Here is a 22748-nt window from a genome sequence, read left to right as displayed (position 1 = left end):
TCGGACGACCCCGCAGGTGCTCCACTGGCGATCCAGAACAACAACGGAGCTCGCCATGCATATCGTCATCCCGGACGACTACCAGCACGTCGTCGAAACCCTGGATTGCTATCCCCTGCTCCAGCGCGCCGGGCATCAGGTGACGCTCTATCACGACGCCGAACGCGATCCCAGGGTGCTGGTGGAGCGCTTCCGTGACGCCGATGCCCTGGTGCTGACCCGCGAGCGGACCCGCATCGACGCCGAGCTACTGGCGCACCTGCCGCGGCTCAAGCTGATCAGCCAGACCGGCAAGGCCACCGCCCATCTCGACGTGGCCGCCTGCACCCGCCAGGGCGTGGCGGTGTGCGAAGGCAGTGGCTCGCCGGTCTCCACCGCCGAGTTGACCTGGACGCTGATCCTCATGGCCCGCCGCAAGCTCAAGCCGGCCATCGACGCCCTCTATGCCGGGCGCTGGCAGGTCAATCTGGGCGAACGGCTGGACGGGCAGATCCTCGGCATCTGGGGCTACGGCAAGATCGGCCAGCGCCTGGCGCGCTACGGCCAGGCCTTCGGCATGCCGGTGCTGGTCTGGGGCAGCGAGGCCTCGCGCGCCCGCGCCGAAGCCGACGGCCATCGCGCGGCGCCCAGCCAGGAGGCCTTTTTCGCCGAGGCCGATGTCATCAGCCTGCATCTGAGATACAGCGAGCGCAGCCGCGGCTGCGTGCGCGCCGAGGACCTGGCGCGGATGAAGAAGAGCGCCCTGCTGGTCAACACCGCCCGCGCCGGCCTGATCGAACCCGGTGCCCTGCTCACGGCGCTGGAATTGGGCCACCCTGGCCAGGCGGCGCTGGATGTCTTCGAGCAGGAACCGGTGGCGCCGGACGATCCCCTGCTCGCCCACCCCCAGGTGCTCTGCACCCCGCACCTGGGCTATGTGGAAAAGCACAGCTACGAACTCTATTTCGGCGAGGCCTTCGCCAACCTGGTGGGCTTCTTCAGCGGCGAACCGACCGGCCTGGCCAACCCGGAGGTGTTGGGGCGGTAGGCTTGGGGGCGCGTGGATCGCGTGGATAAGGCTGCGCCGTTATCCACCCTACGCAGCGCTCTGTAGGGTGGAAAACCGCGCAGCGTTTTCCACCGTCTTGGCGTTACCGCCCTTGTTGAGCTTCGACGATGAAGCCGTATCACCCCAGCCCTCTCCCAGAGGCAGAGGGGGAAAGGCGGCGCACGCCTCGTAGGTTGGGTTGAGCGCAGCGAAGCCCGACATTGTCCAGGCTTGAACGCTGTTGGACTTCGACGCTGATGCTGTCTCAACCCAACCTACGGCAGGCGCTCCCTTACCGCGGCGGCGAAGGCGGCGGAGGCTTCCTGGGGGATGTTGTGGCCGCAGCCGGGCAGCACCTCGTAGCGGAAGGGTCCGCTGAAGTGCTGCGCTACCCCGGCTTCATCCTGCACCGCAGTGACCCCATCGTCGGCACCGGCCAATACCGTGGTGGGCACGCGGATGGGTGGCTGAGCGGCGAGCCGGCGCTCGGTCTCGGCATAGGCCGGATCGTCCGGGGCCAGACCGTAGCGGTGGCGATAGGAGTGGATCACGGTATCGACGAAATCGGGGTTGTCGAAGGCCGCGGCGGTAAGGGCGTAGGTGGCGTCGCTGAAGCGCCAGCTGGGTGACCACAGCGACCAGAGCAGTCGACAGAATTCGCGGCGATGTTTCGCCAGTCCGGCGCGACCTCGCTCGCCATGGAAGTAGTACTGGTACCAATAGCGCAGCTCCGCCGCCGGTTCGGCAGGCTGGGTGGCAGCGGCTGCGATGTCCTGGATCGGATAGCCGTCGCCCAGCACCAGCCCGCTCACCCGTTCCGGCCAGAGGGCGGCGACGATACCGGCGGCGCGACCACCCCAGTCGTAACCGGCCAGGGTCGCCCGCTCCAGGCCCAGGGCGTCGAGCAGCGCCAGGACGTCATGGGCCAGGGCGGCCTGCTGGCCGGAACGCGGGGTGTCGGCGCTCAGGTAGCGGGTCGCGCCATAGCCGCGCAGAAAGGGCACATGGACGCGGCAGCCAGCGGCGGCCAGTTCATCGGCCACCTCGGCGTAGGCGTGGATGTCATAGGGAAAGCCATGCAGCAGCAGGACCGGATGGCCGGCGTCCGGGCCCTGGACCTGGTAGGCGACGTCCAGGACGCCGGCCTGGATGGAGGTGAGCATGGGGGATCTCCGCCACGGGTGTTGTAGAGCGGAGAGGTGGATCGGCTTGGGAGTTCCCGAGGTGGCAGCGTCGCGTGGAAAACGCTACGCGGTTTTCCACCCCAGGCTACGGCGTCTGAGAGCATCGCGGCCATGGGCCGCTCCTACGGAGTCACCGGTCACTGTAGGAGCGGTCGCTACGGCGCACCGGCATGGCCGCGATCATCACAACGCCAAACTCGATAGCGGACCACCGTAGGCTCGTTGGTTACCCCGCCAAATACCGCCCGATCAGGGTCACGCCCGACACCAGCACCAGCCAGGTCACCAGGCGGGTGAAGCGTTCGCGGGACAGGCGGCGCTGCAGGTGGCGGCCGATCCAGCCGCCGAGCAGCATGGCGGGCAGCAGGCAAACCGCCAGGAGCAGCAGGCTGCCATCGCTGTAGGCGCCGGCGATCAGCAGCAGGACGATGCGGATGGAGGCACTGCAGCCGATGAGGAAACTCTGGGTACCGCGGATGGCGTTCTTGTCTTCCAGGCGGCCATTCAGATAGAGCGCATAGAGGAAACCGCCACTGCCGAACAGCGCGCCGCACAAGCCCCCTACCCCGCCCGCCGGGATCGACCAGGCCGGCGCCAGTTGGCGAAAGCCCTTGGGACTGAGCAGGCTGTAGGTGGAATAGGCCACCACGAAGAGCCCCAGCCAGAGCATCAGCAACCGGGCATCGGTGCGCATCAGCAGGTAGGTGCCCAGGGCCGCGCCGAGCAGCAGCATGGGCAGCAGGCGCCTGAGTTCACGTCCGGCAATGGCGCGGCGATCCGGGAGCCAGTTGTGGAAGGAGGCGAGAAAATCCAGCATCACCAGCAGGGGTACGATGCGCGACAGCGGCATCCAGCTGGTGAGCAAGGGACCGGCGACCAGGGCGCTGCCGAAGCCGGCGACGCCAAAGATCAGGTAGGCCAGGACCACGATGGCTTCGATGAACAGCCAGTCGAGCGGGCTGAAGGCGGGAACGAGGGCAACCAGAGAGTCGAGCATGGGGGCGCATCCTGCGAGAAGAGCTCGCATTCTGCGCCCCGCGTGCAACCTCTGAAAACCGCCAGCCGCCCCCGTTCACGGGGACCGGCGGTCCAGAGCGGCTCAGGGAATCAGGCGCTGGGCCCGCAGCCGGGTGAAGAGGTCGAGAAAGCTCGCCCGGGTGTCGCGATAGCCGAAGAAGCCCAGGTCGCGGCTCTTGGTCATGTCGTTGAGGCACTCGATCTCGCGGCCCAGGTCGGCGTCGCTGTGCCACCAGGAGGCCAGCTTGTCGACGTCGGCTTCCACCAGGTCGTGCTCCTCGGCGAGCTTGCGCCACTGCGCCGGGGCCACGTCCTTCATCCGCGCTTCCAGCGGCATGGGCTGCTCGGGATAGGGCGCCGGCTCCAGGTCGAAGAAGGCGGCGATCTCGCCCCACAGCCAGCGCCAGCGGAAGACGTCGCCGTTGACGGTGTTGAACGCCTGGTTGCGCGCGGCCGGCGCCAGGGCGGCCCATTCCAGTTGCTCCGCGAGCAGGGCGGCGTCGGTGACGTCGGTGATGCCGTCCCACTGGGTACGGGAGCCGGGGAAGACGAAGGGCTGGCCGGTGGCCTTGCACAGGGAGGCGTAGACCGCCAGGGTCAGGCCCATGTTCATGGCGTTGGTGCCCTTGGCCTGGCCGACCATGCTGTGGGAGCGGTGCACGCTCCAGCCGAAGCCATGGCGCTCGGCGGCGGCGAAGAGGATATCTTCCAGGGTGTAGTAAAAGTTGGCGCCGGCCTGGCGCGGCTCGCTTTCGCGGAAGGGCGTCTCGGCCTTGCCGCTGCCGTATTCCTCGAAGGAACCCAGGTAGTGCTTGGTGCCGGTCACCAGGGCCAGGTGCTCGAGCGGCGCGCCGTCCAGAGCCTGGCAGAGGTTGTCCATCATGGCGCCATTGGCCTCGACGTTTTCCTTCTCGGTGGCGCGACGGGTCCAGGTGCAGAAGAACACATGGCTGATCGGCAGACCGGCCAGCGCCTGGCGGGTGGACTCGGCGTCGAGCAGGTCGGCGGCGACCGGGATGACGCCTTCCTGCGCCACCGGTTTGCGCGCCAGACCGTAGACGGTCCAGCCCGAGGCGACCAGGGTGTTGGCCAGGTTGTAGCCGGAAATGCCGGTCACGCCGACGATGAGAGCGGTGCCCTTGCGCATGAAACCTCCAGATAGGGATGGGAGACGGCCTGCGGCGGTCGCAGGCGCTGTAGATAAGGGAGTGCCTTGTCTCAGGGTTGATTCCAGCCTATTGGAGAATTAACGGCGTATCCTGGGTATAAATTCCTTTTTAACCGGAATCAGATTCCGCAATCGGGAGCCTGCCTTGTATTCCTCCGAACGCCTCAAGGGCCTCGACGTCTTCGTCACCGTGGCCGATCTCGGCAGCTTCACGGCGGCTGGCGAGCGCCTCAATCTCACCGGTTCGGCCGTCGGCAAGAGCGTGGCCCGGCTGGAAAGCCGGCTGGGCGTGCGGCTGTTCCAGCGCACCACCCGCCGGCTGAGCCTGACCGAAGCCGGCACCCGCTTCTATCGCACCTGCACCGGGGTGCTGGCCGAGCTGGAACAGGCCGAAGTGGGCCTGGCCGCCCAGGACGGCGAGCCCCACGGCCGGGTGCGCATCGACCTGCCCGCCTCCTATGGCCGGCTGCATGTGCTGCCGCTGATCCTAGAGCTGCTGCACCGCTATCCGCTGTTGCGACCGGACCTGTCGCTGTCGGATCGCTTCGTCGATCCGGTCCACGAGGGCATCGACATCCTGGTGCGCATCGGCGGCTCCGATGCCTGGCCGGCCAGCCTGGGGCATCGCTTCCTCGGTACCCAGCGCCAGGTCTTTTGCGCCGCCCCGGGCTATCTCGCCCAGCATGGCCGCCCCCGGACCCCGGCCGAGCTGGTCGATCACCAGTGCATCGGCTTTCGCCAGGCCGATGGCCTGATCAGCCCCTGGCAGCTGCGCGGCGAACAGCCGGGCGACAGCGAACGCTGGATCTTCCAGCCGCGCCTGGTGGTGGGGGATGGCGAAGGCGAGGTGCTGGCCGCCCTGGCCGGGCATGGCATCGCCCAGTTGCCGACCTGGCTGATCGCCACGCACCTAGCCAGCGGCGCCCTGGTGGACGTGCTGCCCGAGCACGGCGTCGAGGGCTCGCCGATCAACCTGGTGTGGCCGCGCAGTCGCGAGAGTCTGCCGCGGGTCCGGCTGCTGCTGGAGCACCTGGCCAGTCGCCTGCTGCCCACGGTGGCGCCGAAGCTTTCGCGCTAACCACGACCGCTCGACCAGTGGCCCCGGCCGCCGCGCCACGGACGGGAACATCCGCTCGGACACCCCGGTCGTAAAACCTCGTACGCCCGCTCGTCCCTGAGTTCCATCGATGGGCGGCATGACGATTATCGAGACGATCGATTGGTGCCGTCGGCTCTGGCTCAGCAGGATCGACGGTTTGTCACCGGGCCAGGCCAACCTGGCCGCCCTGCTCCACCACTCAGTTCCACCACCTAGATGAGGTATCTCATGAGCCAAGCCCAAGGCTACGCTGCCCAGTCCGCCGACCAGCCCCTGGCGCCCTTCTCCTTCGAGCGGCGCGAACCCGGCGCCCACGACGTGCAGATCGACATCCTCTTCTGCGGCGTCTGCCATTCCGACCTGCACACTGCCCGCAACGAGTGGAACAACACCCTGTACCCGTCCGTGCCCGGTCACGAGATCGTCGGCAAGGTGACCGCGGTCGGTGCCCACGTGAAGAACTTCAAGGTCGGCGACACCGTCGGCGTCGGCTGCATGGTCGACAGCTGCCAGCACTGCGCCCCCTGTGACGCCGGTGAAGAGTCCTACTGCGAGAACGGTTTCACCGGCACCTACAACGGCAACCTCTACGGTGGCAGCGAGAACACCCAGGGCGGCTACTCCGACCACATCGTGGTCAACGAGAAGTTCGTGCTCAAGGTGAGCCACACCGAGAACCTGGCCGCCGTGGCGCCGCTGCTGTGCGCCGGCATCACCACCTACTCGCCGCTGGCCCACTGGAAGGTCGGCCCGGGCAAGAAGGTCGGCATCGTCGGCCTGGGTGGCCTCGGCCACATGGGCGTCAAGATCGCCCATGCCATGGGTGCCCACGTGGTGCTCTTCACCACCAGCGCAGGCAAGAAGGACGATGCCCTGCGCCTGGGCGCCGACGAGGTGGTGGTGTCGAAGAACGAAGACGAGATGGCCGCCCACGCGAACAGCTTCGACTTCATCCTCAACACCGTGGCCGCGCCGCACAACCTGGACGCCTTCCTCACCCTGCTGAAGTGGGACGGCACCATGACCCTGGTCGGCGTACCCGCCGAGCCGCACCCGGCGCCCAGCGTCTTCAACCTGGTGATGAAGCGCCGCCAGCTGGCCGGTTCGCTCATCGGTGGCATCCGCGAGACCCAGGAGATGCTGGACTTCTGCGCCAAGCACGGCATCGTCTCGGACATCGAGCAGATCGCCATCCAGGACATCAACGAAGCCTATGAGCGCATGCTCAAGAGCGATGTGAAGTACCGCTTCGTGATCGACATGCAGAGCCTCAAGCAGGGCCAGACCGCGGCCTGATCCCGCGCTCCGCTCCGCCAACAACGCCCGCGCCCGTCGCGGGCGTTGTCATTTCCGGTAACGCATTTTTGGCGCGCCCCGCGGTCCTAGCTTCTGTCCGAAAAGTCGTCGAGCGAAGGTCAGGCGAGGCGAAAAGTCCTGAGGAAGCGGAATTTACGAGCGGTAAATGAGCATTCCGAAGGGCTTCTCAACGAAGCATCACCGATGCGCAGACGCTTTTCGGGTAGAAGCAAGCGATAACGACAATCACGAGGCGGCCGCCATGCAGTGGGACAAGGGACAACGTAGCGACAACGTGCAACAGGCCAGCGGTGGACGCGGCATGAAGATCGGCGGCGGCCTCGGCCTGGGTGGCGTGGCCCTGGTGGTGGTGTTCGGCCTGCTCAGCGGCCAGAGTCCGACGCAGATCCTCGGCAACCTGATCAGCCTCAGCGGCCAGAGCGCGCCGAGCCAGCAGGAGACCACCGCCCCGGCCGACAATCGCCAGGTGGACTTCGTCCGCGTGGTGCTGGGCGAGACCGAAAACACCTGGACGCGCATCTTCCAGGCCCATGGCGAGCAGTATCAGCCGCCGAAGCTGGTGCTGTTCAACGGCCAGGTGCAATCTGGTTGCGGCGGCGCCACCGCGGCCAGCGGTCCCTTCTATTGCCCGGTGGACAGCAAGGTCTACCTGGACCTGACCTTCTTCCAGGAACTGCAGCAGCGTTTCGGCGCCGACGGCGACTTCGCCCGTGCCTATGTGATCGCCCACGAGGTCGGCCACCATGTGCAGAACCTCACCGGTACCACCAGCAAGATGGAAGCGGCGCGCCGCCGTGGCATTCCCACCGAGGGTGCCACCGGGTTGTCGGTACGCCTGGAACTGCAGGCCGACTGCTATGCCGGGGTCTGGGCCAACGACGCCCAGAAGCGGCTGAACTGGCTGGAGCCGGGGGACCTGGAGAAGGCGCTGAACGCCGCCAACGCCATTGGCGATGATCGCCTGCAACGCCAGTCCCAGGGCCGCGTGGTACCGGATTCCTTTACCCACGGCAGCTCCGCGCAGCGGGTCAAGTGGTTCCGCACCGGCTTCGACAGTGGCAAGGTGGAGAGCTGCGACACCTTTGCCGCCAAGGCGCTCTGACCTCTAGCGGGAGATCCCCGATGCGTCGCCTGCTTGCGCTGTGCCTGGCCCTGGCCTGGGGCTCCGCCCTGGCGGCGCCCCATGAGGGGGTCGCCCGTATCGTCAGCGACCGGCTGCCGATCGGCCAGGCGCAGGCCGCGCTGCAGCTGTCCACCGACTGGGACCGGCCCCATCCGGAAATCCGCCGCGCCCTGGTCATCGTGCATGGCCGCCTGCGCAATGCCGCGACCTATTTTCGCTCCGGCGAAACGGCCACGACAGCGGCCGGCGCCATGGCGGACACCCTGGTGATCGCCCCGCAATTCCTCAATGAAACGGACGTCCAACGCCATCGGCTGCCGGACACCCTGCTGCGCTGGCAGGGCAATGCCTGGATGGGCGGCGAGCCCGCCCTGGGTCCGCAGCCGCTGAGCAGCTTCGCGGTGTTCGATGCCCTGCTCGCCCGTCTGGCGGAGCGTCGGCTGCTGCCCAATCTGCAGGAGGTGGTGATCGCCGGACATTCCGGCGGTGGCCAGGTGGTGCAGCGCTACGCCGTGCTCGGCCAGGGCGAGCAGGCCCTCGTCGCCCAGGGCATTCGCCTGAGATACGTGGTGGCCAATCCCTCGTCCTATGCCTATTTCGATACCCGTCGTCCGGATGCCCAGGGCCAGCCCGTGCCCTTCGCCGCGGCGGCCAGCTGCCCGGACTTCGACACCTGGAAATACGGCATGCAGGGCCTGCCGGCCTATGCCGCGGGTCGCACGGCCGCCAGCCTGGAAGAGCACTATGCGGGACTCGACCTGACCTATCTGCTGGGCGCCGAGGACACCGATCCCAACCATCCGGCGCTGGACAAGGGCTGCGCCGCCGAGGCCCAGGGCCCCTATCGCCTGGCCCGCGGGCTGAATTACTACCGCTATCTCCAGGGCCGCCATCCGGGGCTGCGCCAGGCGCTGATCGAGGTGCCCGGCGTGGGCCACAACGGCGACGCCATCTTTACCTCGCCCGCAGGCCGCCAGGCACTGTTCGGCACCGGCGACCAGGCTTCAGCGCGCCAGGGCGGCGGGCGCGTCCAGTAGCTCCTGCACCTGGGCGACGAAGGCTTCCAGGGTGAAGGGCTTGCCCAGCACCGCCATGCGCTCGCCGACCAGCGGGACGGGCGGCTCGTTGCCCGCCGCATAACCGGTGATGAAGAGGATCGGCAGGTGCGGCCTGAGGGTACGGGCCGCGCCGGCCAGCAAGCGGCCGTTGAGCCCCGGCAGGCCGACATCGGTGATCAGCAGGTCGAAGCCCTCGCCTTCGCGCAGGGCCGCCAGCGCCGACTCGGCATCCACGGCGTCGCGATACTCCCAGCCCAGGTCGACGAACACCTGCACCAGCAATTCGCGGATGACCGCATCGTCTTCCACCAGCAGCACCCGGACGCCGGGCAGAACGCGGGCGGTCGGGGCACTGGCGACCGGCTGGGGTGCCTGGGCGGCCAGGGCCGGATGACGCGGCAGCAGCAGGCTCACCCGACAGCCCTGCCCCGGCGCGCTGGTCACGCTCACCTGGCCGCGCGACTGGCGGACGAAGCCATAGATCATGGACAGTCCCAACCCCGAGCCCTGGCCCACCGGCTTCGTGGTGAAGAAGGGTTCGAAGACCCGCTCCAGCACCTCCGGCGCCATGCCCACGCCATCGTCGCCGACCTCGATCAAGAGGTAGTCGCCCGCCGGCAGCCCCGGATCGGCGTCGGACTGCACCCAGTTGCGCGCGCGGATGGTCAGGGTGCCACCCGCCGGCATGGCATCGCGGCTGTTGATGGCCAGATTCAGCAGGGCGTTTTCCAGCTGGTGCGGATCGACGTCGACCGGCCAGAGTCCGGCCTCCAGTTCGAGCTGGCAGCGGATCTGCGGACCCAGGCTGTGCAGCAGCAATTCCTGGAAGCCGCCGATCAGCCGGGCGACGTCGACCGCCTGGGGATTGAGCGTCTGGCGACGGGAAAAGGCCAGCAGTCGATGAGTGAGACTGGCGCCCCGTCCGACCGACTGGGTGGCGGTGTCGAGCAGACTGCCGACCCCGGCCAGGACCTCCGGCGCCAGGCGGCGGCGCAGGAGATCCAGGCTGGCCTGGATGCCGGCCAGCAGGTTGTTGAAATCGTGGGCGATGCCGCCGGTGAGCTGGCCCACGGCTTCCATCTTCTGCGCCTGGCGCAGCAGCTCCTCGGCCTGGGCGCGACTGTGCATCTCCTCGCGCAGCTGGCGATTGCTCTCCTCCAGTTCGGCGGTCCGCGCCTGCACCTGGACCTCCAGGGTGGCGCGCTCGCGGCGCAGGGCCTCTTCGGCCTCGCGGCGGTCATCGATGTCTTCGCTGGTGCCGTACCAGCGGATCACGGCGCCCGCTTCATCGCGCCGCGGATAGGCGCGGGTGCGCAGCCAGCAGTGGCTGCCATCCGCCACCCGTACCCGGTGCTCCTGGTCGTAGGCCCGACCGGCGCGGCGCGCCGCGTCCCAGGCCTGCCGGGTCGCCTGGCGGTCGTCCGGATGCAGCAGCGTCCAGAAGGTATCGGCGTGCAGCGCCGGCTGGCCGGTCAGTTGCTGCCAGCGCGGCGAAAAGACCATCCGCCCGCCGTCGGGATCGCAGGTCCAGGTGTACTGGGGATTGAGTTCCACCAGATGCCGATAGTGGTCTTCGCTTTCGCGCAGCTGCAGATCCGCCTGGTGGCGCTCGATGGCCAGGGCGGCGGTCTCGGTGACCAGACGGAAGGCGTCGCGCTCGGCGACCAGGGGGCGCCGTGGCTCCAGATAGTAGTTGGCGAAGGTGCCCAGCAGCCGGCCATCCAGGGCCAGCAGCGGCATCGACCAGCAGGCCCGCAGGCCGTAGCGCAGCGCCAGGTCACGGGCGCCCGCCCACAGCGGATCGCAGGCGATGTCCTCGACATAGACGGCTTCGCGCCGGTAGGCGGCGGTGCCACAGGAGCCTGCCAGCGGACCGATCTCCAGCCGCCCGAGATCGCGGCTGTAGGCTTCCGGTAGACTGGGCGCGATGCCGTCCTGCAGATAGCGGCCATCCTCGCTGAGCAACAAAATGCAGGCATGCAGGCGAACCTGGGCCAGGGCCTCCACCCGCTGCAGCAGCGCATGCAGCACGCTGGTCAGAGGCAGCCCGGTGGCAAGGCTTTCCAGCGTCTGGCGCTCGTACTGACGCAGATCGCTGGAGGACGGCTGGTCGCTGGAAGGGGCATGGAGGCTCATAGGGCTGGCCTGAGATGGATCCGAAGCCGGCATCTTAGCCAGTGGCCCGGCAAACAACAGACTATTTGCGCCTGACGGGCAATTTCCTGGCGTCAGAGCGCCGCCAGGATCTCGGTGCAAGTCTCGAAGCGCTGGTCCCGCGCCGCCGGCCAGGGATCGCCCGGCTGATTGACCTGCAGCGTCCGGCAGCCCACGGCCCGCCCGCACTCCAGGTCGTAGCGGTGATCGCCGATCATCACCAGGCGGTCTGGCGCCACCTGCCAGAGTTCGGCCAGCCGAAGCAGGCCACCCGGATCGGGCTTGGGCGGCGCCTCGTCGCGCCCCAGCACCGCGGCGGGCGCGAAGCAGTCTTCCAGACCGATGGCCGCCAGGGTCAGCAGTGCCAGGTCGCGGGCATTGCGGGTGAGGATGCCCAGCGGGCGACCGTCCTCGTGCAGGCGCCGGATGAGGGCGACCGCGCCCGGTGCCGGGCGGGCAGCGACGGCCAGTTCGCGCTCGTGCTCGAACAGCCAGGCGTGCTTGGCCTCGCGCTCGGTGGCCGGCAGCTCGGCCAGGTGATGGAGGATGTCGGCCTGTTCGGGGATGCCCAGATGCCGGCGAATGGCGGCGAAGTCGTGTACCGCCAGGGTCAGGGTACCGTCCAGGTCGAACACCCAGTGGCTGAGGTGACGCAGTGTCATGCAGGGATCCTTTGGCGAGAGGTGACCTTCGGGCACTCCGGGGGAACCCCCGTCACCCGTGCTCCGTCTGGTGGAGACAACCTTCTGCAGGAGTCTACCCATGACGACGACCGTCCGGGCGCTACTTTTCGATGTCTTCGGCACCGTGGTGGACTGGCGTGGCAGCCTGGTCGAGGGCTTGCAGGGACTGTCGGCCAAGCATGGCGTCCAGGGCGACTGGGAGCGGCTGGCCGATGCCTGGCGCGCCGAAGCCTACGAGGCCATCCTGCCGCAGATCGAGGCCCGCAGCCTGCCCTGGCTGCCCCTCGACGAGGTGCATCGGCTGGCGCTGGACGAATTGCTGCCCCGTTACGGCCTGGTCGGCCTGACCACCGCCGAGGTGGCCTGGATCAATAGACTCTGGCACCAGCTGACCCCCTGGCCCGATGCCGTGCCGGGTCTCACGCGGCTGCGCCAGGGCTATCCGGTCTGCGCCCTGTCCAATGGCAATGTCAGTCTGCTGCTGGACATGGCCCGCCATGCCAGGCTGCCCTGGGACATGCTCTTTGGCGCCGATCTCTTCCAGCGCTACAAGCCGGCCGCGGAGGTCTACCTGGGTGCCTGCGCCCTGCTCGACCTGGAACCGGAACAGGTAATGCTCTGCGCCGCCCACAATGGCGACCTGCAGGCGGCCAAGGAGTTGGGCCTGGCCACCGCCTTCATCCAGCGCCCGCGGGAAAAGGGCCCGGCCGGTGGCGAAGTCTCCGCAGGCGGCTGGGATCTGGAAGCGAGCGACCTCCAGGATCTCGCCGACCAGCTCGGCCTGCCGGCGATGGAGGGCGAGCGGGCCGAGCCCGGCGATTGAGCGCGGCCCAGGCGCTTCTGTATCCTGCCGGATACTTTTCGCCAGGGCACCGCCATGGGTTTTCTCGACAAGCTGCGCAAGAAACGTGAACGCCAGGCCCTGGCCGCCCTGCCCCGCCTGCACCAGCGCACGGCGCGCCTGCGCCGCGAGCTGCCCGACTACGAGATCGGCGCCGGCACCTATGGCGCGCCCAAGGTGTTCGATCTCAAGGAAGGCGCCACCCTGCGCCTGGGGCGCTACACCTCCATCGCCGAAGGGGTGCGCATCCTGCTTGGCGGCCTGCACCGGCTGGACTGGGTGACCACCTATCCCTTTCCCGCCTTCGTCGACGACCTGGCCCACATCAAGGACTACGGCGGCACCCGTGGCGACGTGGTGATCGGCAGCGACTGCTGGATCTGCACCGATGCGCTGATCCTCTCTGGCGTCACCATCGGCCATGGCGCCGTGGTGGCCGCTGGCGCCGTGGTCACCCGCGACGTGCCGCCCTATGCGGTGGTGGGCGGCAATCCGGCACGCTTCATCAAGTGGCGGTTTACCGAAGCCACCTGCCAGGCGCTGCTCGACATCGCCTGGTGGGACTGGCCCGAGGCGGAGATCCTCGCCGCCGGCGAATACCTGTGCAGCGCCGATATCGACGGCTTCATCGCCTACGCCCGGGCGCGCCATCCGGCGTCCTGAATCCAGCGTCTGGAACTCGAGGCGCCTCCCAAGGCTCACCTTCATTAGTCAATCTTTTGAAGGTTTTCCATGGAAGCGCTCGATCTGCTGCAATGGCCGGCCATGGCCATCACCCTGCTCGCCGCCTGGCTGGTGGCCTCCCAGCGCCAGGGCCGGCGCAGCCTGGGTTTCTGGGTGTTCCTGCTGAGCAATGCCCTGTGGATCGCCTGGGGCCTGCAGGCCGAGGCCTATGCCCTGATCGTGCTGCAGCTGGGCCTGGCGGCGATGAATCTGCGCGGCGTGCGCCGCAACGCCGACGAGGCGCCCGCCGCCGCCGAGGTCTCGGGCAGGGCATAATGACCGGCCCTGCGTCAGACGGCCCCGCCCCATGCAGCACAGCGTCACCCCCATCGGCCATGTCCGCTCCTGCTTCAAGGAGAAATTCGCCATTCCCCGGCAGCCCGCGCTGGCACCGGCCGCCCGTGGCGTGCTGGAACTGCTGCCGCCCTTCGACCGGCCCGAGGCGGTCGAAGGGCTGGAAGGCGTCAGCCATGTCTGGCTGCTGTTTCTCTTCCACCAGGCGCTGGAGAGCCGGCCGCGCCTGCGGGTACGGCCGCCGCGCCTGGGCGGCAATCGCTATCTGGGGGTGTTCGCCACCCGCGCCACCCACAGACCCAACGGCATCGGCCAGTCGGTGGTCCGGCTGGACGGCCTCGAACCGGGACGGTTGCTGCTCTCGGGCATCGACCTGCTCGACGGCACCCCGGTGCTGGACATCAAGCCCTATGTGCCCTACGCCGACAGCCCGCTGGGCGCCCACAACGCCATCGCCGAGGCGCCGCCACCGGCGCTGGTGGTGAGTTGGGCGGACGCGGCGCGCGTCCAGGCCGAGGCCCATGGCCAGCGCCTGGGCGAGCCCCTGGCCGAGCTGATCGAGCAGTGCCTGGCCCAGGATCCGCGCCCGGCCTACCAGGCGCCCACGCCCGAGCGACGCTATGGCGTGCGCCTCTGGGACGTCGAGGTGCACTGGCACTATCCGACCGCGGAACAGATCCGGGTACTGGACGTGACCGCGGCGTCCTGACGCCGCCCGGTTTGCATTCCGGCGGCCAAGGCCCCAACAATGACATTGCCGGATCGCATGAGGCGGTCCGCACCCGGCTACGGCCGCCGTTCGGCCGTATCACCGATAGGGAAGCATCTATGGCTCCAAGCAGACAGGTCATCAACGCTCAGGTCAGCCCCAAGGGCAGCCTGGAGACCCTTTCCCAGCGCGAGGTCCAGCAGCTCAGCGCGGCCGGCTCGGGCAACCTCTACCAGCTCTTCCGCCAGTGCGCCCTGGCCATCCTCAACACCGGCGCCCACAGCGACAACGCCAAGACCATCCTCGAGGCCTACCAGGACTTCGAGATACTCATCCACCAGCAGGACCGTGGCGTGCGCCTGGAACTGATCAACGCCCCGGCCGACGCCTTCGTCGACGGCGAGATGATCGCCAGCACCCGCGAGATGCTGTTCAGCGCCCTGCGCGACATCGTCTACACCGAGAGCGAACAGAGCAGCCTGCGCATCGATCTGGAAAGCTCCGAGGGGATCACCGACTACGTCTTCCACCTGCTGCGCAACGCCCGCACCCTGCGCGCCGGCATTGAGCCGAAGATGGTGGTCTGCTGGGGCGGTCACTCCATCAGCACCGAGGAATACAAGTACACCAAGAAGGTCGGTCACGAACTCGGCCTGCGCAGCCTGGACATCTGCACCGGCTGCGGCCCGGGCGTGATGAAGGGCCCGATGAAGGGCGCCACCATCGCCCACGCCAAGCAGCGCATTCAGGGCGGCCGCTACCTGGGCCTCACCGAGCCGGGCATCATCGCCGCCGAGGCGCCCAATCCCATCGTCAACGAACTGGTGATCCTGCCCGACATCGAGAAGCGCCTGGAGGCCTTCGTCCGCGTTGGCCACGGCATCATCATCTTCCCGGGTGGCGCCGGCACGGCGGAGGAATTTCTCTATCTGCTGGGCATCCTCATGCACCCGGACAACCGGGACATCCCCTTCCCGGTGGTGCTCACCGGGCCGCAGAGCGCCGCGCCCTACCTCGAGCAGCTGCATGCCTTCATCGGCGCCACCCTGGGCGAAGCCGCCCAGCGCCACTACCAGATCGTGGTCAACGATCCGGTCGAGGTGGCCCGGCAGATGGCCCAGGGCCTCAAGGCGGTCAAGCAGTTCCGCCGCGAGCGCCACGACGCCTTCCACTTCAACTGGCTGCTGCGCATCGAGGAAGGCTTCCAGCGCCCCTTCGATCCCACCCACGAGAACATGGCCGCCCTGCAGCTGACCCATGCCGTGCCGCCGCACGAACTGGCCGCCAACCTGCGCCGCGCCTTTTCCGGCATCGTCGCCGGCAACGTCAAGGCCAAGGGCATCCAGCTGATCGAGGAACGAGGGCCCTACGAGATCCATGGCGATCCCGACATCATGCGGCCGCTGGATCGGCTGCTGCAGGCCTTCGTCGAGCAGCACCGGATGAAGCTGCCCGGCGGCGCGGCCTACGAGCCCTGCTATCGCGTGGTCAGCTGAATCCTTTCACGTTGGCCTTTTTGGCCGATTTCCTCCCGCCATGACCGTTCGTCCACATCCTGTTCGACGAACGGTCATGATGCTAGCCAGGTGATATCAAAAAGTCGCTAGCCAGCTATCCAGAGCGCTTCGCTGATTCGCGTCCGGAGGGTGATGGAAGTCACTTTGCCGCCCTGAAAAAACCTTGCGCGCTAACTGCATGGCTCCGCGTTAAAGCCCCTCTTCACCACGCCGATAGGGCAAGGCAAGCTAATCTCAGAGCGCAGGTTGCCGTAGTGAAATCTACCCGGGCGGAGACCCCGCCGGGCCGTCTTCCTCCAGCCGCGCCAGACTTCCTGCCGAGGCCACGGAATGAACAACTGGCTGGGACTCGACTTTCTCGTCGCCCCTCTCGCCCAAGAGCAGGTGCACCTGCACGGCCAGCATGATGGCTGGCTGGTCGCCCTCGCCTATCTGGTGGCGGTCAGCGCCTGCTATGTCACCCTGGTATTCGCCGAGCGCATCGGCCAGACCCGCACCCTTGCCCGGCGCCGCGCCTGGAGCCTGATGGGCGCCCTGAGCTTCGGCTTCGGCGTCTGGGGCATGCACTTCATCGCCATGCTGGCCTTTACCGTGCCCACCCGGGTGCACTACGACCTCTTCATCACCCTGGCCTCGCTGCTGATCGTGGTGCTGGCCGGACTCATGGCCATGCCCGCCCTCAGCCAGCCCGATCTCACTCTGGGCCAGCGACTCAAGGCCGGCACGGTGCTGAGCGTGGGCATCGTGCTCATGCACTACACCGGCATGGCCGCGGTGCACACCGAGGCCATGGTGCTCTATCGCCCGCTGCCCTTCCTGCTGTCGATCGGCATCGCCGTGGGGGCGAGCTTCGCCGCCCTGCAGCTGATCCAGATCTTCCGTCGCCACTACACCGGCATCTATCGCTGGCTGCGCATCGCCACCGCCCTGGTGATGGGCCTGGCGATCGCCGCCATGCACTTCACTGGCATGTGGTCCATGGTGCTGGTCGCCCCGGCCGAGACCGCAGACGCCCTGCAGGGCGCCAGCAATTCCTGGCAGCTGGGGGTGGGCATCGCCATCATCGCCCTGCTGCTGGTGGTAGGTGGCCTGGGCGCGGCCTGGGCCGATCGCCAGCTGCAGCGCAAGGAAAACGACCTGGAGCGGGTCAATTCCCTGGTCGGCCAGCTCGACGAGGCGCGCGCTTCGCTGCAACAGGCCGCGCACTACGATCCCCTCACCGACCTGCACAACCGCCGCGCCTTCAATCAGGCCTTCGCCGAGATCCTCGAGCGCCATGCCCAGCAGGGGCGCAGCCTGGGGGTGATGTTTCTCGACATCGATCACTTCAAGCGCATCAACGACAGCCTCGGCCACGACGCCGGCGACCAGTTGCTGGTGGCCATGGCCAAGATCATTCGCGAGGCGGTGCGTGACGGCGACCTGGTGGCTCGCTTCGGTGGCGACGAATTCTGCATCCTGGCCAGCCTCGCCGGACCCGACGAGGCCCGGCACCTGGCCCAGCGCATCCTGGAGCGCCTGCGCAATCCGGTCACCATCGGCAACCGCACCCTGGTGATGACCACCAGCATCGGCATCAGCCTCTATCCTCGCGACGGCGGCTGCTGCGAAGAGCTGCTCAAGAGCGCGGATCTCGCGCTCTACCTGTCCAAGGGCAATGGCCGCAACACCTTCAGCTTCTTCGACGAGACCCTGCGCGAGAAGATCTCGCTGCAACTGGAGCTGGAGGCCGAACTACGCGAAGCCCTGGTCGAGGAGCGCGGTCTGCAGCTCTACTACCAGCCGATCCTCGACGTCGCCAGCGGTCAGCTGGACAAGGCCGAAGCCCTGATCCGCTGGGACCATCCCCGCCTCGGCATGCTGGCGCCCAACCACTTTCTCGGCGTGGCCGAGGCCAATGGCTTCGTCGAAGAGCTGGACGCCTGGGTACTCCGGCGGGCCTGCAAGGACCTGGCCGAGCTGACCGCCGCTGGCCTCACGGAGCTGCGCATCGCAGTCAACTGCTCGGCGCTGAGCCTGAGCAACGACGCCCTCCCCGGGCAGATCGCCTGGCGGCTGGACGACCACCAACTGTCGCCGCGGCGCCTGGAACTGGAGGTGACCGAAAATGCCCTGGTCAAGAACGTGCAGCCCACCGCCGAGCTGTTGCAGCGCATTCGCGACCTGGGCGTGACGGTGTCCATCGACGACTTCGGCACCGGTTACTCCTCGCTCGCCTATCTCAAGCGCCTGCCGATCGACACCGTGAAGATCGACCGCTCCTTCGTCACCGGGCTGGCCGAGGGAAATGCCGATCACCAGATCGTCCAGGCCATCATCGGCATGGCCCGGCCGCTCAAGCTCAAGGTCACCGCCGAGGGCGTCGAGCATCTGGAGCAGCTGCGGCTGCTGTGCGCCCTGGGCTGCGACTTCATCCAGGGCTATCACATCAGCCGACCGGTCCCCCTGGCCCAGGTGCCCGAGGTGATCGCCCGCTATGCCAGCGGGGTCTGCCCACTGCAGGCCCAGGCGGAGGTGGATGCCGACGCCCTGGCGCTGGCCAGGGCGCTCGGCTAGCCGCGCCGATAGCGCAGCCAGACGCTGCCGTCGTCCTGGGCTTCGGCCGTATCCAGCTTGAGGTACAGCGGCTGCTGCCAGGCCTGCTCGGCAATCTCGAAGGAGGCCGGATGGGCGCCGCGGCCGTCCACCAGCGGGATGATCAGCACGCTGATCTCGTCCACCAGGCCGGCGGCGACAAAGGAGCCGCTGACATGGGGACCACCCTCCACCACCAGCCGCTCGATGCCCAGTTCTGCGTTGAGCAATTCCAGCACCGCTGCCAGATCCAGTTCGTCCTTGCCACCGAAGACGTAGGAGGCACCGATGTTCTGCAGGTGCGTCAGGTAGTCATCGCTGACGCCTTCGGTCAGCACCGCCACCACGTGGGAATCCAGGGCCTCGTTCTTTTTCCAGGCCACCTTGCCCTGGGGATCGATGGCGATGGCGTACTTGGCGGCATCGCGCTTGGCGAAATGGTGAGTGCGCGGGATGGGCGACTGGGCGACGCCGGTGGGATAGCCCTCGCCGTGGGCGATCTCTTCCATGGTCACCCGGCCACAGGCCCAGGCATCGAAGGCGAAGCGCTCGGCCAGGCGCTCGTAGGTGGTATCGGCCTGTTTCTTGACGGCGCGATCCCAGCCATCGGTGAGGGCGTGACCGTCGACCGACGACATCATATGGCAGATCACATAGGGCTTCATGGGGACTCCCGGCAGTGGCGTGTCGCCATGACACGCCTTGCAGCAACCGACCGGTCCGCCGCGGGGGGAGTTCAGCCCGACGGGCCGCGGAAACGAAAAACCCGCCGGAGGGCGGGTTTTCGGGGAGCCGGGTCGCGTTACTTCTCGACGAAGGCGCGCTCGATCAGGTAGTCGCCCGGATCGCCCATGCGCGGCGAGATGGTCAGGCCGAATTCGTTCAGCACGGCGCTGGTCTCGTCCAGCATGCTCGGGCTGCCGCAGATCATGGCGCGGTCATCCTGCGGATTGATCGGCGGCAGGCCGATGTCCGCGAACAGCTTGCCACTGCGCATCAGGTCGGTCTGACGACCCTGGTTGCGGAATTCCTCGCGGGTCACCAGGGGATAGTAGATCAGCTTCTCGCGCACCAGATCGCCGATGAACTCGTGCTCCGGCAGGGTCTTGGTGATGAAGTCGGCATAGGCCAGTTCGTTCACGTAGCGCACGCCGTGGACCAGGATCACCTTCTCGAAGCGCTCGTAGGTTTCCGGATCCTGGATGGTGCTCAGGAAGGGCGCCATGCCGGTGCCGGTGCTCAGCAGATAGAGGTGCTTGGCGGGCTTGAGATCGCTGAGGATCAGGGTGCCGGTGGGCTTGCGGCTGACCATCAGGTTGTCGCCTTCCTTGAGGTGCTGCAGGCGCGAGGTCAGGGGGCCGTCCGGCACCTTGATGCTGAAGAACTCCAGGTGCTCTTCGTAGTTGGGGCTGGCGATGCTGTAGGCGCGCATCAGCGGACGACCGCCTTCGGTTTCCAGGCCGATCATCACGAACTGACCGTTCTCGAAACGCAGGCCCGCGTTGCGGGTGGTCTTGAAGCTGAACAGGGTGTCGTTCCAGTGATGAACGCTCAGGACGCGCTCGGTGTACAGGTTGCTCATCGATGACTCCAGGAAAAATCGGTACAGCCCGGGGCTGGATAGAAATTGCGCGACAGTTTATAGAGGGGGAAAATATCCGTGAAATGAATAATTCGAATATAGGTTATCCAAAAGGCAGATATGAGATTCACGTTGCGTCAACTCGAGGTCTTCGTCGCCGTGGCGCGCCAGGAAAGCGTTTCCCGGGCGGCCGAGGCGCTCAGTCTGTCGCAGTCGGCCACCAGCACCGCCCTGGGCGAACTGGAACGGCAATTCGACTGCCGGGTATTCGACCGCGCGGGCAAGCGTTTGACGCTCAACGCCCTGGGCCGGCAATTGCTGCCCAAGGCGGTGGCCCTGCTCGACCGCAGCGCCGAGGTGGAAAATCTGCTGCGCGGCAAGACCGGCTTCGGCTCCCTGGAGGTCGGCGCCACCCTCACCATCGGCAACTACCTGGCCACCCTGCTGCTGGGCGACTTCATGCAGCGCCATCCCGACTGCCGGGTGCGACTGCACGTGCACAACACTGCCAGCGTGGTGCAACGCATAGCCAACCATGACATCGACCTCGGCCTGATCGAAGGCGACTGCCAGCATCCGGATCTGGAGGTGCAGCCCTGGATCGAGGACGAACTGGTGGTGTTCTGCACGCCCGGACACGTCCTGGCAGGCAGGGAGGCCACCCAGGCCGAACTGGAAGCCCAGGCCTGGATCCTGCGCGAACAGGGTTCCGGCACCCGCCTGACCTTCGACCAAGCCATGCGCCATCACGCCCAGCCGCTGGACGTGCGGCTGGAGCTGGAACACACCGAGGCCATCCTGCGCGCGGTGGAATCGGGACTGGGCATCGGCTGCCTGTCGCGGCTGGCGCTGAGAGACGCCTTCGCCCGCGGCACCCTGGTGCCCATCGCGACCCCGACCCTGGATCTGCGCCGCCAGTTCTGCTTCATATGGCACAAGCAGAAGTACCAGACCGGGGCCATGGTCGAATTTCTCGACCTCTGTCGCCAGCTGACCCTGGGCCTCGCCCGCAGCGATCAGATCGACACCGCGCGGCCCCGGCCCGGGCGCTAGTCACTGGCCCTGGTAGATCCGGCGATTCTCCAGCTCCCGCTGCTCGTGGCGGCGGTGCGCGCGCAACGCCAGCAGCGCCAGGACGCCGATCACCAGGCGATAACCCTGGGAATAGAGATCCAGCTCGGCGGTGGCCGACTCGCCCAGTACGCCGCTGATCAGGCGCACCACGAACAGCGTCAGCTGCACGAAGGCCACCAGCAGCAGGCCGGCCGACAGCCATTCCGCCCGGCGAAAGGCCAGGACCGCGAACAGCGCCAGGGCGAATTGCATGCCGCCGTACCAGACCCGCGCCTCGGCCACCGAGGCCGAATCCATCAGCACCATGCCGCGGGCATTGGCCATCTCATAGGGATAGAACCAATGCGCCAGGGCGAGTCCAAACCAGACCAGGGCCTGCAGACCCAACACCAGACGTGCGAAGCGAAGCTCGGACATTCCCCGTTTCTCCTTGGGGCCAGAGGTGAATGACAGCCGCTCCAGTGTAGCCAGCGCCGGGAGCGATCTGCACTGCCGATGCAGACCGCCACAGGCGGGTTAGGGTTCGCCGGAAGCGCTGGGGTAAGCTGCAGGCCTCCACCTTTCCGGCTCCTGACCCCGAGCCCGCCGCCCGAGAGATCACCATGCCCGCCGCCCTGCCCGCCCAGCCGCCGCTGGTGCTGTCCATCCAGTCCCATGTCGCCTACGGCCACGTCGGCAACGCTGCCGCTACCCTGCCGCTGCAACTGCTCGGCCTGCAGCCGGTGGTGGTCAACACGGTGCAATTCTCCAATCACACCGGCTACGGCGAATTCAAGGGCCAGGTCTTTCCGCCCGAACACATCCACGACGTGCTCGACGGCCTGCGCGCCCGTGGTGTGCTGGAGCGCTGCGTGGCGGTGCTCTCCGGCTACCTGGGCGACGCCGCCATCGGCGAGGTGATCCTCGGCGTGGTGCAGGAGATCCGTCGTCAGCGCGGCGACCTGCAGTACCTCTGCGATCCGGTGATGGGCGACGTCGGCCGCGGCATCTTCGTGCGCCCCGGCATTCCCGACTTCCTGCGCCGCCGCGCCATCGAGCAGGCCAGCCTGATCACCCCCAATCAGTACGAATTCGAGTTGCTGCACGGCCAGCCACTGGCCGACACCGCCGACGCCGTGGCCGCTGCCCGCTTGCTGCTCGGCCGCCCCGGTCAACCGGGGCCCAAGACCATCGTCATCACCAGCCTGCGCACCCCGGATCTGCCGACCGACGTCCTCAGCACGCTGGTGGTGGAGGCCGCGGACGCCTGGCTGGTACAGACGCCCTACCTGGATCTGCAGCCGCTGCCCAACGGCATGGGCGATGTCTTCTCCGCGGTGCTGCTGGGCCAGTTGCTCAACGGCCAGTCCACGCCCGCCGCCGCGTCCCATGCGGTCAGCGCCCTCTACGCCCTGGTCGCCCGCACCGCCCCCGGCAGCCGTGACCTGCCGCTGATCGCCGCCCGCGAGCAGATCGTGCGACCGGGCGAGTTGTTCGAGGCGCAGCGGCTGGCGTAGGTGGGGTTGAGCGCCAGCGAAGCCCAAGGGTGCCGGGCGCTGTTGGGCTTCGACGATGGAGCCGTCTCAACCCAACCTACCAATCCGCTTTGCCCCCTCTCCCCTTGG

At 67.6% G+C, this 22748-nt stretch carries 21 protein-coding genes; 13 read left to right on the top strand and 8 right to left on the bottom strand.

Going from position 1 to position 22748, the window contains the following annotated elements; translation table 11 throughout:
* Positions 1-55 precede the first annotated feature (55 nt).
* Positions 56-1027 carry a D-2-hydroxyacid dehydrogenase family protein gene (locus POR01S_RS19785; RefSeq protein WP_027601515.1) on the top strand — a complete coding sequence of 324 codons (972 nt, stop codon included), beginning with the start codon at positions 56-58 and terminating at the stop codon, positions 1025-1027.
* Positions 1028-1302: 275 nt separating this feature from the next.
* Here the strand turns inward: POR01S_RS19785 and POR01S_RS19780 are convergent, their stop codons facing one another.
* The 3 genes from POR01S_RS19780 to POR01S_RS19770 form a co-directional block, all read right to left on the bottom strand.
* Positions 1303-2190 (bottom strand): alpha/beta fold hydrolase, encoded by an 888-nt coding sequence (locus tag POR01S_RS19780; RefSeq protein ID WP_042137885.1) that lies wholly within the window; start codon positions 2188-2190, stop codon positions 1303-1305.
* A 247-nt stretch (positions 2191-2437) separates the two neighbouring features.
* Positions 2438-3208, bottom strand: coding sequence for a sulfite exporter TauE/SafE family protein (locus POR01S_RS19775; RefSeq protein WP_027598303.1), 771 nt, complete (start codon positions 3206-3208; stop codon positions 2438-2440).
* Between the two features lie 102 nt (positions 3209-3310).
* A complete protein-coding gene (locus tag POR01S_RS19770; RefSeq protein WP_042137883.1) occupies positions 3311-4375 on the bottom strand; it encodes an SDR family oxidoreductase in 1065 nt (354 codons plus the stop codon).
* Positions 4376-4541: 166 nt separating this feature from the next.
* Between POR01S_RS19770 and POR01S_RS19765 the strand changes: the two genes are divergently transcribed.
* The 4 genes from POR01S_RS19765 to POR01S_RS19750 all read left to right on the top strand — a co-directional run bounded on the left by POR01S_RS19765 (position 4542) and on the right by POR01S_RS19750 (position 8972).
* Positions 4542-5474: a LysR family transcriptional regulator gene (locus POR01S_RS19765; protein ID WP_042137881.1), complete on the top strand. Its 933-nt coding sequence runs from the start codon at positions 4542-4544 to the stop codon at positions 5472-5474.
* Positions 5475-5723: 249 nt separating this feature from the next.
* On the top strand, positions 5724-6791 hold the full coding sequence (locus POR01S_RS19760) for an NAD(P)-dependent alcohol dehydrogenase (RefSeq protein WP_027598305.1): 1068 nt from the start codon (positions 5724-5726) through the stop codon (positions 6789-6791).
* Between the two features lie 262 nt (positions 6792-7053).
* Positions 7054-7914 (top strand): KPN_02809 family neutral zinc metallopeptidase, encoded by an 861-nt coding sequence (ypfJ, locus tag POR01S_RS19755; RefSeq protein ID WP_007160666.1) that lies wholly within the window; start codon positions 7054-7056, stop codon positions 7912-7914.
* A 20-nt stretch (positions 7915-7934) separates the two neighbouring features.
* A complete protein-coding gene (locus POR01S_RS19750; RefSeq protein WP_042137879.1) occupies positions 7935-8972 on the top strand; it encodes a lipoprotein in 1038 nt (345 codons plus the stop codon).
* On the opposite strand, the gene POR01S_RS19745 is transcribed toward POR01S_RS19750, so the two are convergent.
* On the bottom strand, positions 8940-11129 hold the full coding sequence (locus POR01S_RS19745) for an ATP-binding protein (RefSeq protein ID WP_042137877.1): 2190 nt from the start codon (positions 11127-11129) through the stop codon (positions 8940-8942). The two genes, POR01S_RS19750 and POR01S_RS19745, sit on opposite strands and share 33 nt — an antisense overlap.
* A 92-nt stretch (positions 11130-11221) precedes the next feature.
* Positions 11222-11809 (bottom strand): HAD family hydrolase, encoded by a 588-nt coding sequence (locus POR01S_RS19740; RefSeq protein WP_042137876.1) that lies wholly within the window; start codon positions 11807-11809, stop codon positions 11222-11224.
* Positions 11810-11909: 100 nt separating this feature from the next.
* On the opposite strand from POR01S_RS19740, the gene POR01S_RS19735 reads away from it, so the two are divergent.
* From POR01S_RS19735 to POR01S_RS19710, 6 genes are all read left to right on the top strand, one after another.
* The gene (locus POR01S_RS19735; RefSeq protein ID WP_042137874.1) at positions 11910-12653 is read left to right on the top strand and encodes a haloacid dehalogenase type II; all 744 of its coding nucleotides are present in this window, start codon (positions 11910-11912) and stop codon (positions 12651-12653) included.
* 54 nt (positions 12654-12707) lie between these two features.
* Complete coding sequence (locus POR01S_RS19730) at positions 12708-13334, top strand: CatB-related O-acetyltransferase (RefSeq protein ID WP_042137872.1); 627 nt, start codon at positions 12708-12710, stop codon at positions 13332-13334.
* Positions 13335-13403: 69 nt separating this feature from the next.
* Entirely contained in the window at positions 13404-13670 is a 267-nt protein-coding gene (locus POR01S_RS19725; RefSeq protein WP_007160672.1) for a hypothetical protein, read from the top strand.
* Positions 13671-13701: 31 nt separating this feature from the next.
* Positions 13702-14397: a tRNA (N6-threonylcarbamoyladenosine(37)-N6)-methyltransferase TrmO gene (tsaA, locus tag POR01S_RS19720; protein ID WP_042137870.1), complete on the top strand. Its 696-nt coding sequence runs from the start codon at positions 13702-13704 to the stop codon at positions 14395-14397.
* A gap of 119 nt (positions 14398-14516) precedes the next feature.
* On the top strand, positions 14517-15893 hold the full coding sequence (ppnN, locus tag POR01S_RS19715) for a nucleotide 5'-monophosphate nucleosidase PpnN (RefSeq protein ID WP_042137868.1): 1377 nt from the start codon (positions 14517-14519) through the stop codon (positions 15891-15893).
* Between the two features lie 351 nt (positions 15894-16244).
* On the top strand, positions 16245-18470 hold the full coding sequence (locus POR01S_RS19710) for a putative bifunctional diguanylate cyclase/phosphodiesterase (RefSeq protein WP_027601506.1): 2226 nt from the start codon (positions 16245-16247) through the stop codon (positions 18468-18470).
* On the opposite strand, the gene POR01S_RS19705 is transcribed toward POR01S_RS19710, so the two are convergent.
* Complete coding sequence (locus POR01S_RS19705; RefSeq protein WP_042137865.1) at positions 18467-19153, bottom strand: dihydrofolate reductase family protein; 687 nt, start codon at positions 19151-19153, stop codon at positions 18467-18469. The genes POR01S_RS19710 and POR01S_RS19705 overlap by 4 nt on opposite strands.
* Before the next feature lie 137 nt (positions 19154-19290).
* The gene (gene fpr / locus POR01S_RS19700; protein WP_007160677.1) at positions 19291-20070 is read right to left on the bottom strand and encodes a ferredoxin-NADP reductase; all 780 of its coding nucleotides are present in this window, start codon (positions 20068-20070) and stop codon (positions 19291-19293) included.
* A gap of 120 nt (positions 20071-20190) precedes the next feature.
* On the opposite strand from fpr, the gene POR01S_RS19695 reads away from it, so the two are divergent.
* Positions 20191-21123, top strand: coding sequence for a LysR family transcriptional regulator (locus tag POR01S_RS19695; RefSeq protein ID WP_042137863.1), 933 nt, complete (start codon positions 20191-20193; stop codon positions 21121-21123).
* Here POR01S_RS19695 and POR01S_RS19690 read toward each other — a convergent pair whose 3' ends face one another.
* Positions 21124-21561 carry a DUF4345 family protein gene (locus POR01S_RS19690; protein ID WP_017638634.1) on the bottom strand — a complete coding sequence of 146 codons (438 nt, stop codon included), beginning with the start codon at positions 21559-21561 and terminating at the stop codon, positions 21124-21126.
* Between the two features lie 185 nt (positions 21562-21746).
* On the opposite strand from POR01S_RS19690, the gene pdxY reads away from it, so the two are divergent.
* Positions 21747-22640, top strand: coding sequence for a pyridoxal kinase PdxY (gene pdxY / locus POR01S_RS19685; protein WP_042137861.1), 894 nt, complete (start codon positions 21747-21749; stop codon positions 22638-22640).
* Positions 22641-22748: the final 108 nt, after the last annotated feature.

Source organism: Pseudomonas oryzihabitans NBRC 102199 (genome assembly GCF_000730625.1).
Classification (GTDB): domain Bacteria; phylum Pseudomonadota; class Gammaproteobacteria; order Pseudomonadales; family Pseudomonadaceae; genus Chryseomonas; species Chryseomonas oryzihabitans.
This window is presented reverse-complemented; position numbering and strand designations above follow the sequence as displayed.

Coding starts and splice junctions, on each gene's coding strand:
- ypfJ (WP_007160666.1), top strand. CDS start 7,054: ATGCAGTGGGACAAGGGACAACGTAGCGACAACGTGCAACAGGCCAGC.
- POR01S_RS19775 (WP_027598303.1), bottom strand. CDS start 3,208: ATGCTCGACTCTCTGGTTGCCCTCGTTCCCGCCTTCAGCCCGCTCGAC.
- fpr (WP_007160677.1), bottom strand. CDS start 20,070: ATGAGCAACCTGTACACCGAGCGCGTCCTGAGCGTTCATCACTGGAAC.
- POR01S_RS19770 (WP_042137883.1), bottom strand. CDS start 4,375: ATGCGCAAGGGCACCGCTCTCATCGTCGGCGTGACCGGCATTTCCGGC.
- pdxY (WP_042137861.1), top strand. CDS start 21,747: ATGCCCGCCGCCCTGCCCGCCCAGCCGCCGCTGGTGCTGTCCATCCAG.
- POR01S_RS19695 (WP_042137863.1), top strand. CDS start 20,191: ATGAGATTCACGTTGCGTCAACTCGAGGTCTTCGTCGCCGTGGCGCGC.
- tsaA (WP_042137870.1), top strand. CDS start 13,702: ATGCAGCACAGCGTCACCCCCATCGGCCATGTCCGCTCCTGCTTCAAG.
- POR01S_RS19785 (WP_027601515.1), top strand. CDS start 56: ATGCATATCGTCATCCCGGACGACTACCAGCACGTCGTCGAAACCCTG.
- POR01S_RS19750 (WP_042137879.1), top strand. CDS start 7,935: ATGCGTCGCCTGCTTGCGCTGTGCCTGGCCCTGGCCTGGGGCTCCGCC.
- POR01S_RS19740 (WP_042137876.1), bottom strand. CDS start 11,809: ATGACACTGCGTCACCTCAGCCACTGGGTGTTCGACCTGGACGGTACC.
- POR01S_RS19725 (WP_007160672.1), top strand. CDS start 13,404: ATGGAAGCGCTCGATCTGCTGCAATGGCCGGCCATGGCCATCACCCTG.
- POR01S_RS19690 (WP_017638634.1), bottom strand. CDS start 21,561: ATGTCCGAGCTTCGCTTCGCACGTCTGGTGTTGGGTCTGCAGGCCCTG.
- POR01S_RS19735 (WP_042137874.1), top strand. CDS start 11,910: ATGACGACGACCGTCCGGGCGCTACTTTTCGATGTCTTCGGCACCGTG.
- POR01S_RS19745 (WP_042137877.1), bottom strand. CDS start 11,129: ATGAGCCTCCATGCCCCTTCCAGCGACCAGCCGTCCTCCAGCGATCTG.
- POR01S_RS19730 (WP_042137872.1), top strand. CDS start 12,708: ATGGGTTTTCTCGACAAGCTGCGCAAGAAACGTGAACGCCAGGCCCTG.
- POR01S_RS19780 (WP_042137885.1), bottom strand. CDS start 2,190: ATGCTCACCTCCATCCAGGCCGGCGTCCTGGACGTCGCCTACCAGGTC.
- ppnN (WP_042137868.1), top strand. CDS start 14,517: ATGGCTCCAAGCAGACAGGTCATCAACGCTCAGGTCAGCCCCAAGGGC.
- POR01S_RS19710 (WP_027601506.1), top strand. CDS start 16,245: ATGAACAACTGGCTGGGACTCGACTTTCTCGTCGCCCCTCTCGCCCAA.
- POR01S_RS19705 (WP_042137865.1), bottom strand. CDS start 19,153: ATGAAGCCCTATGTGATCTGCCATATGATGTCGTCGGTCGACGGTCAC.
- POR01S_RS19760 (WP_027598305.1), top strand. CDS start 5,724: ATGAGCCAAGCCCAAGGCTACGCTGCCCAGTCCGCCGACCAGCCCCTG.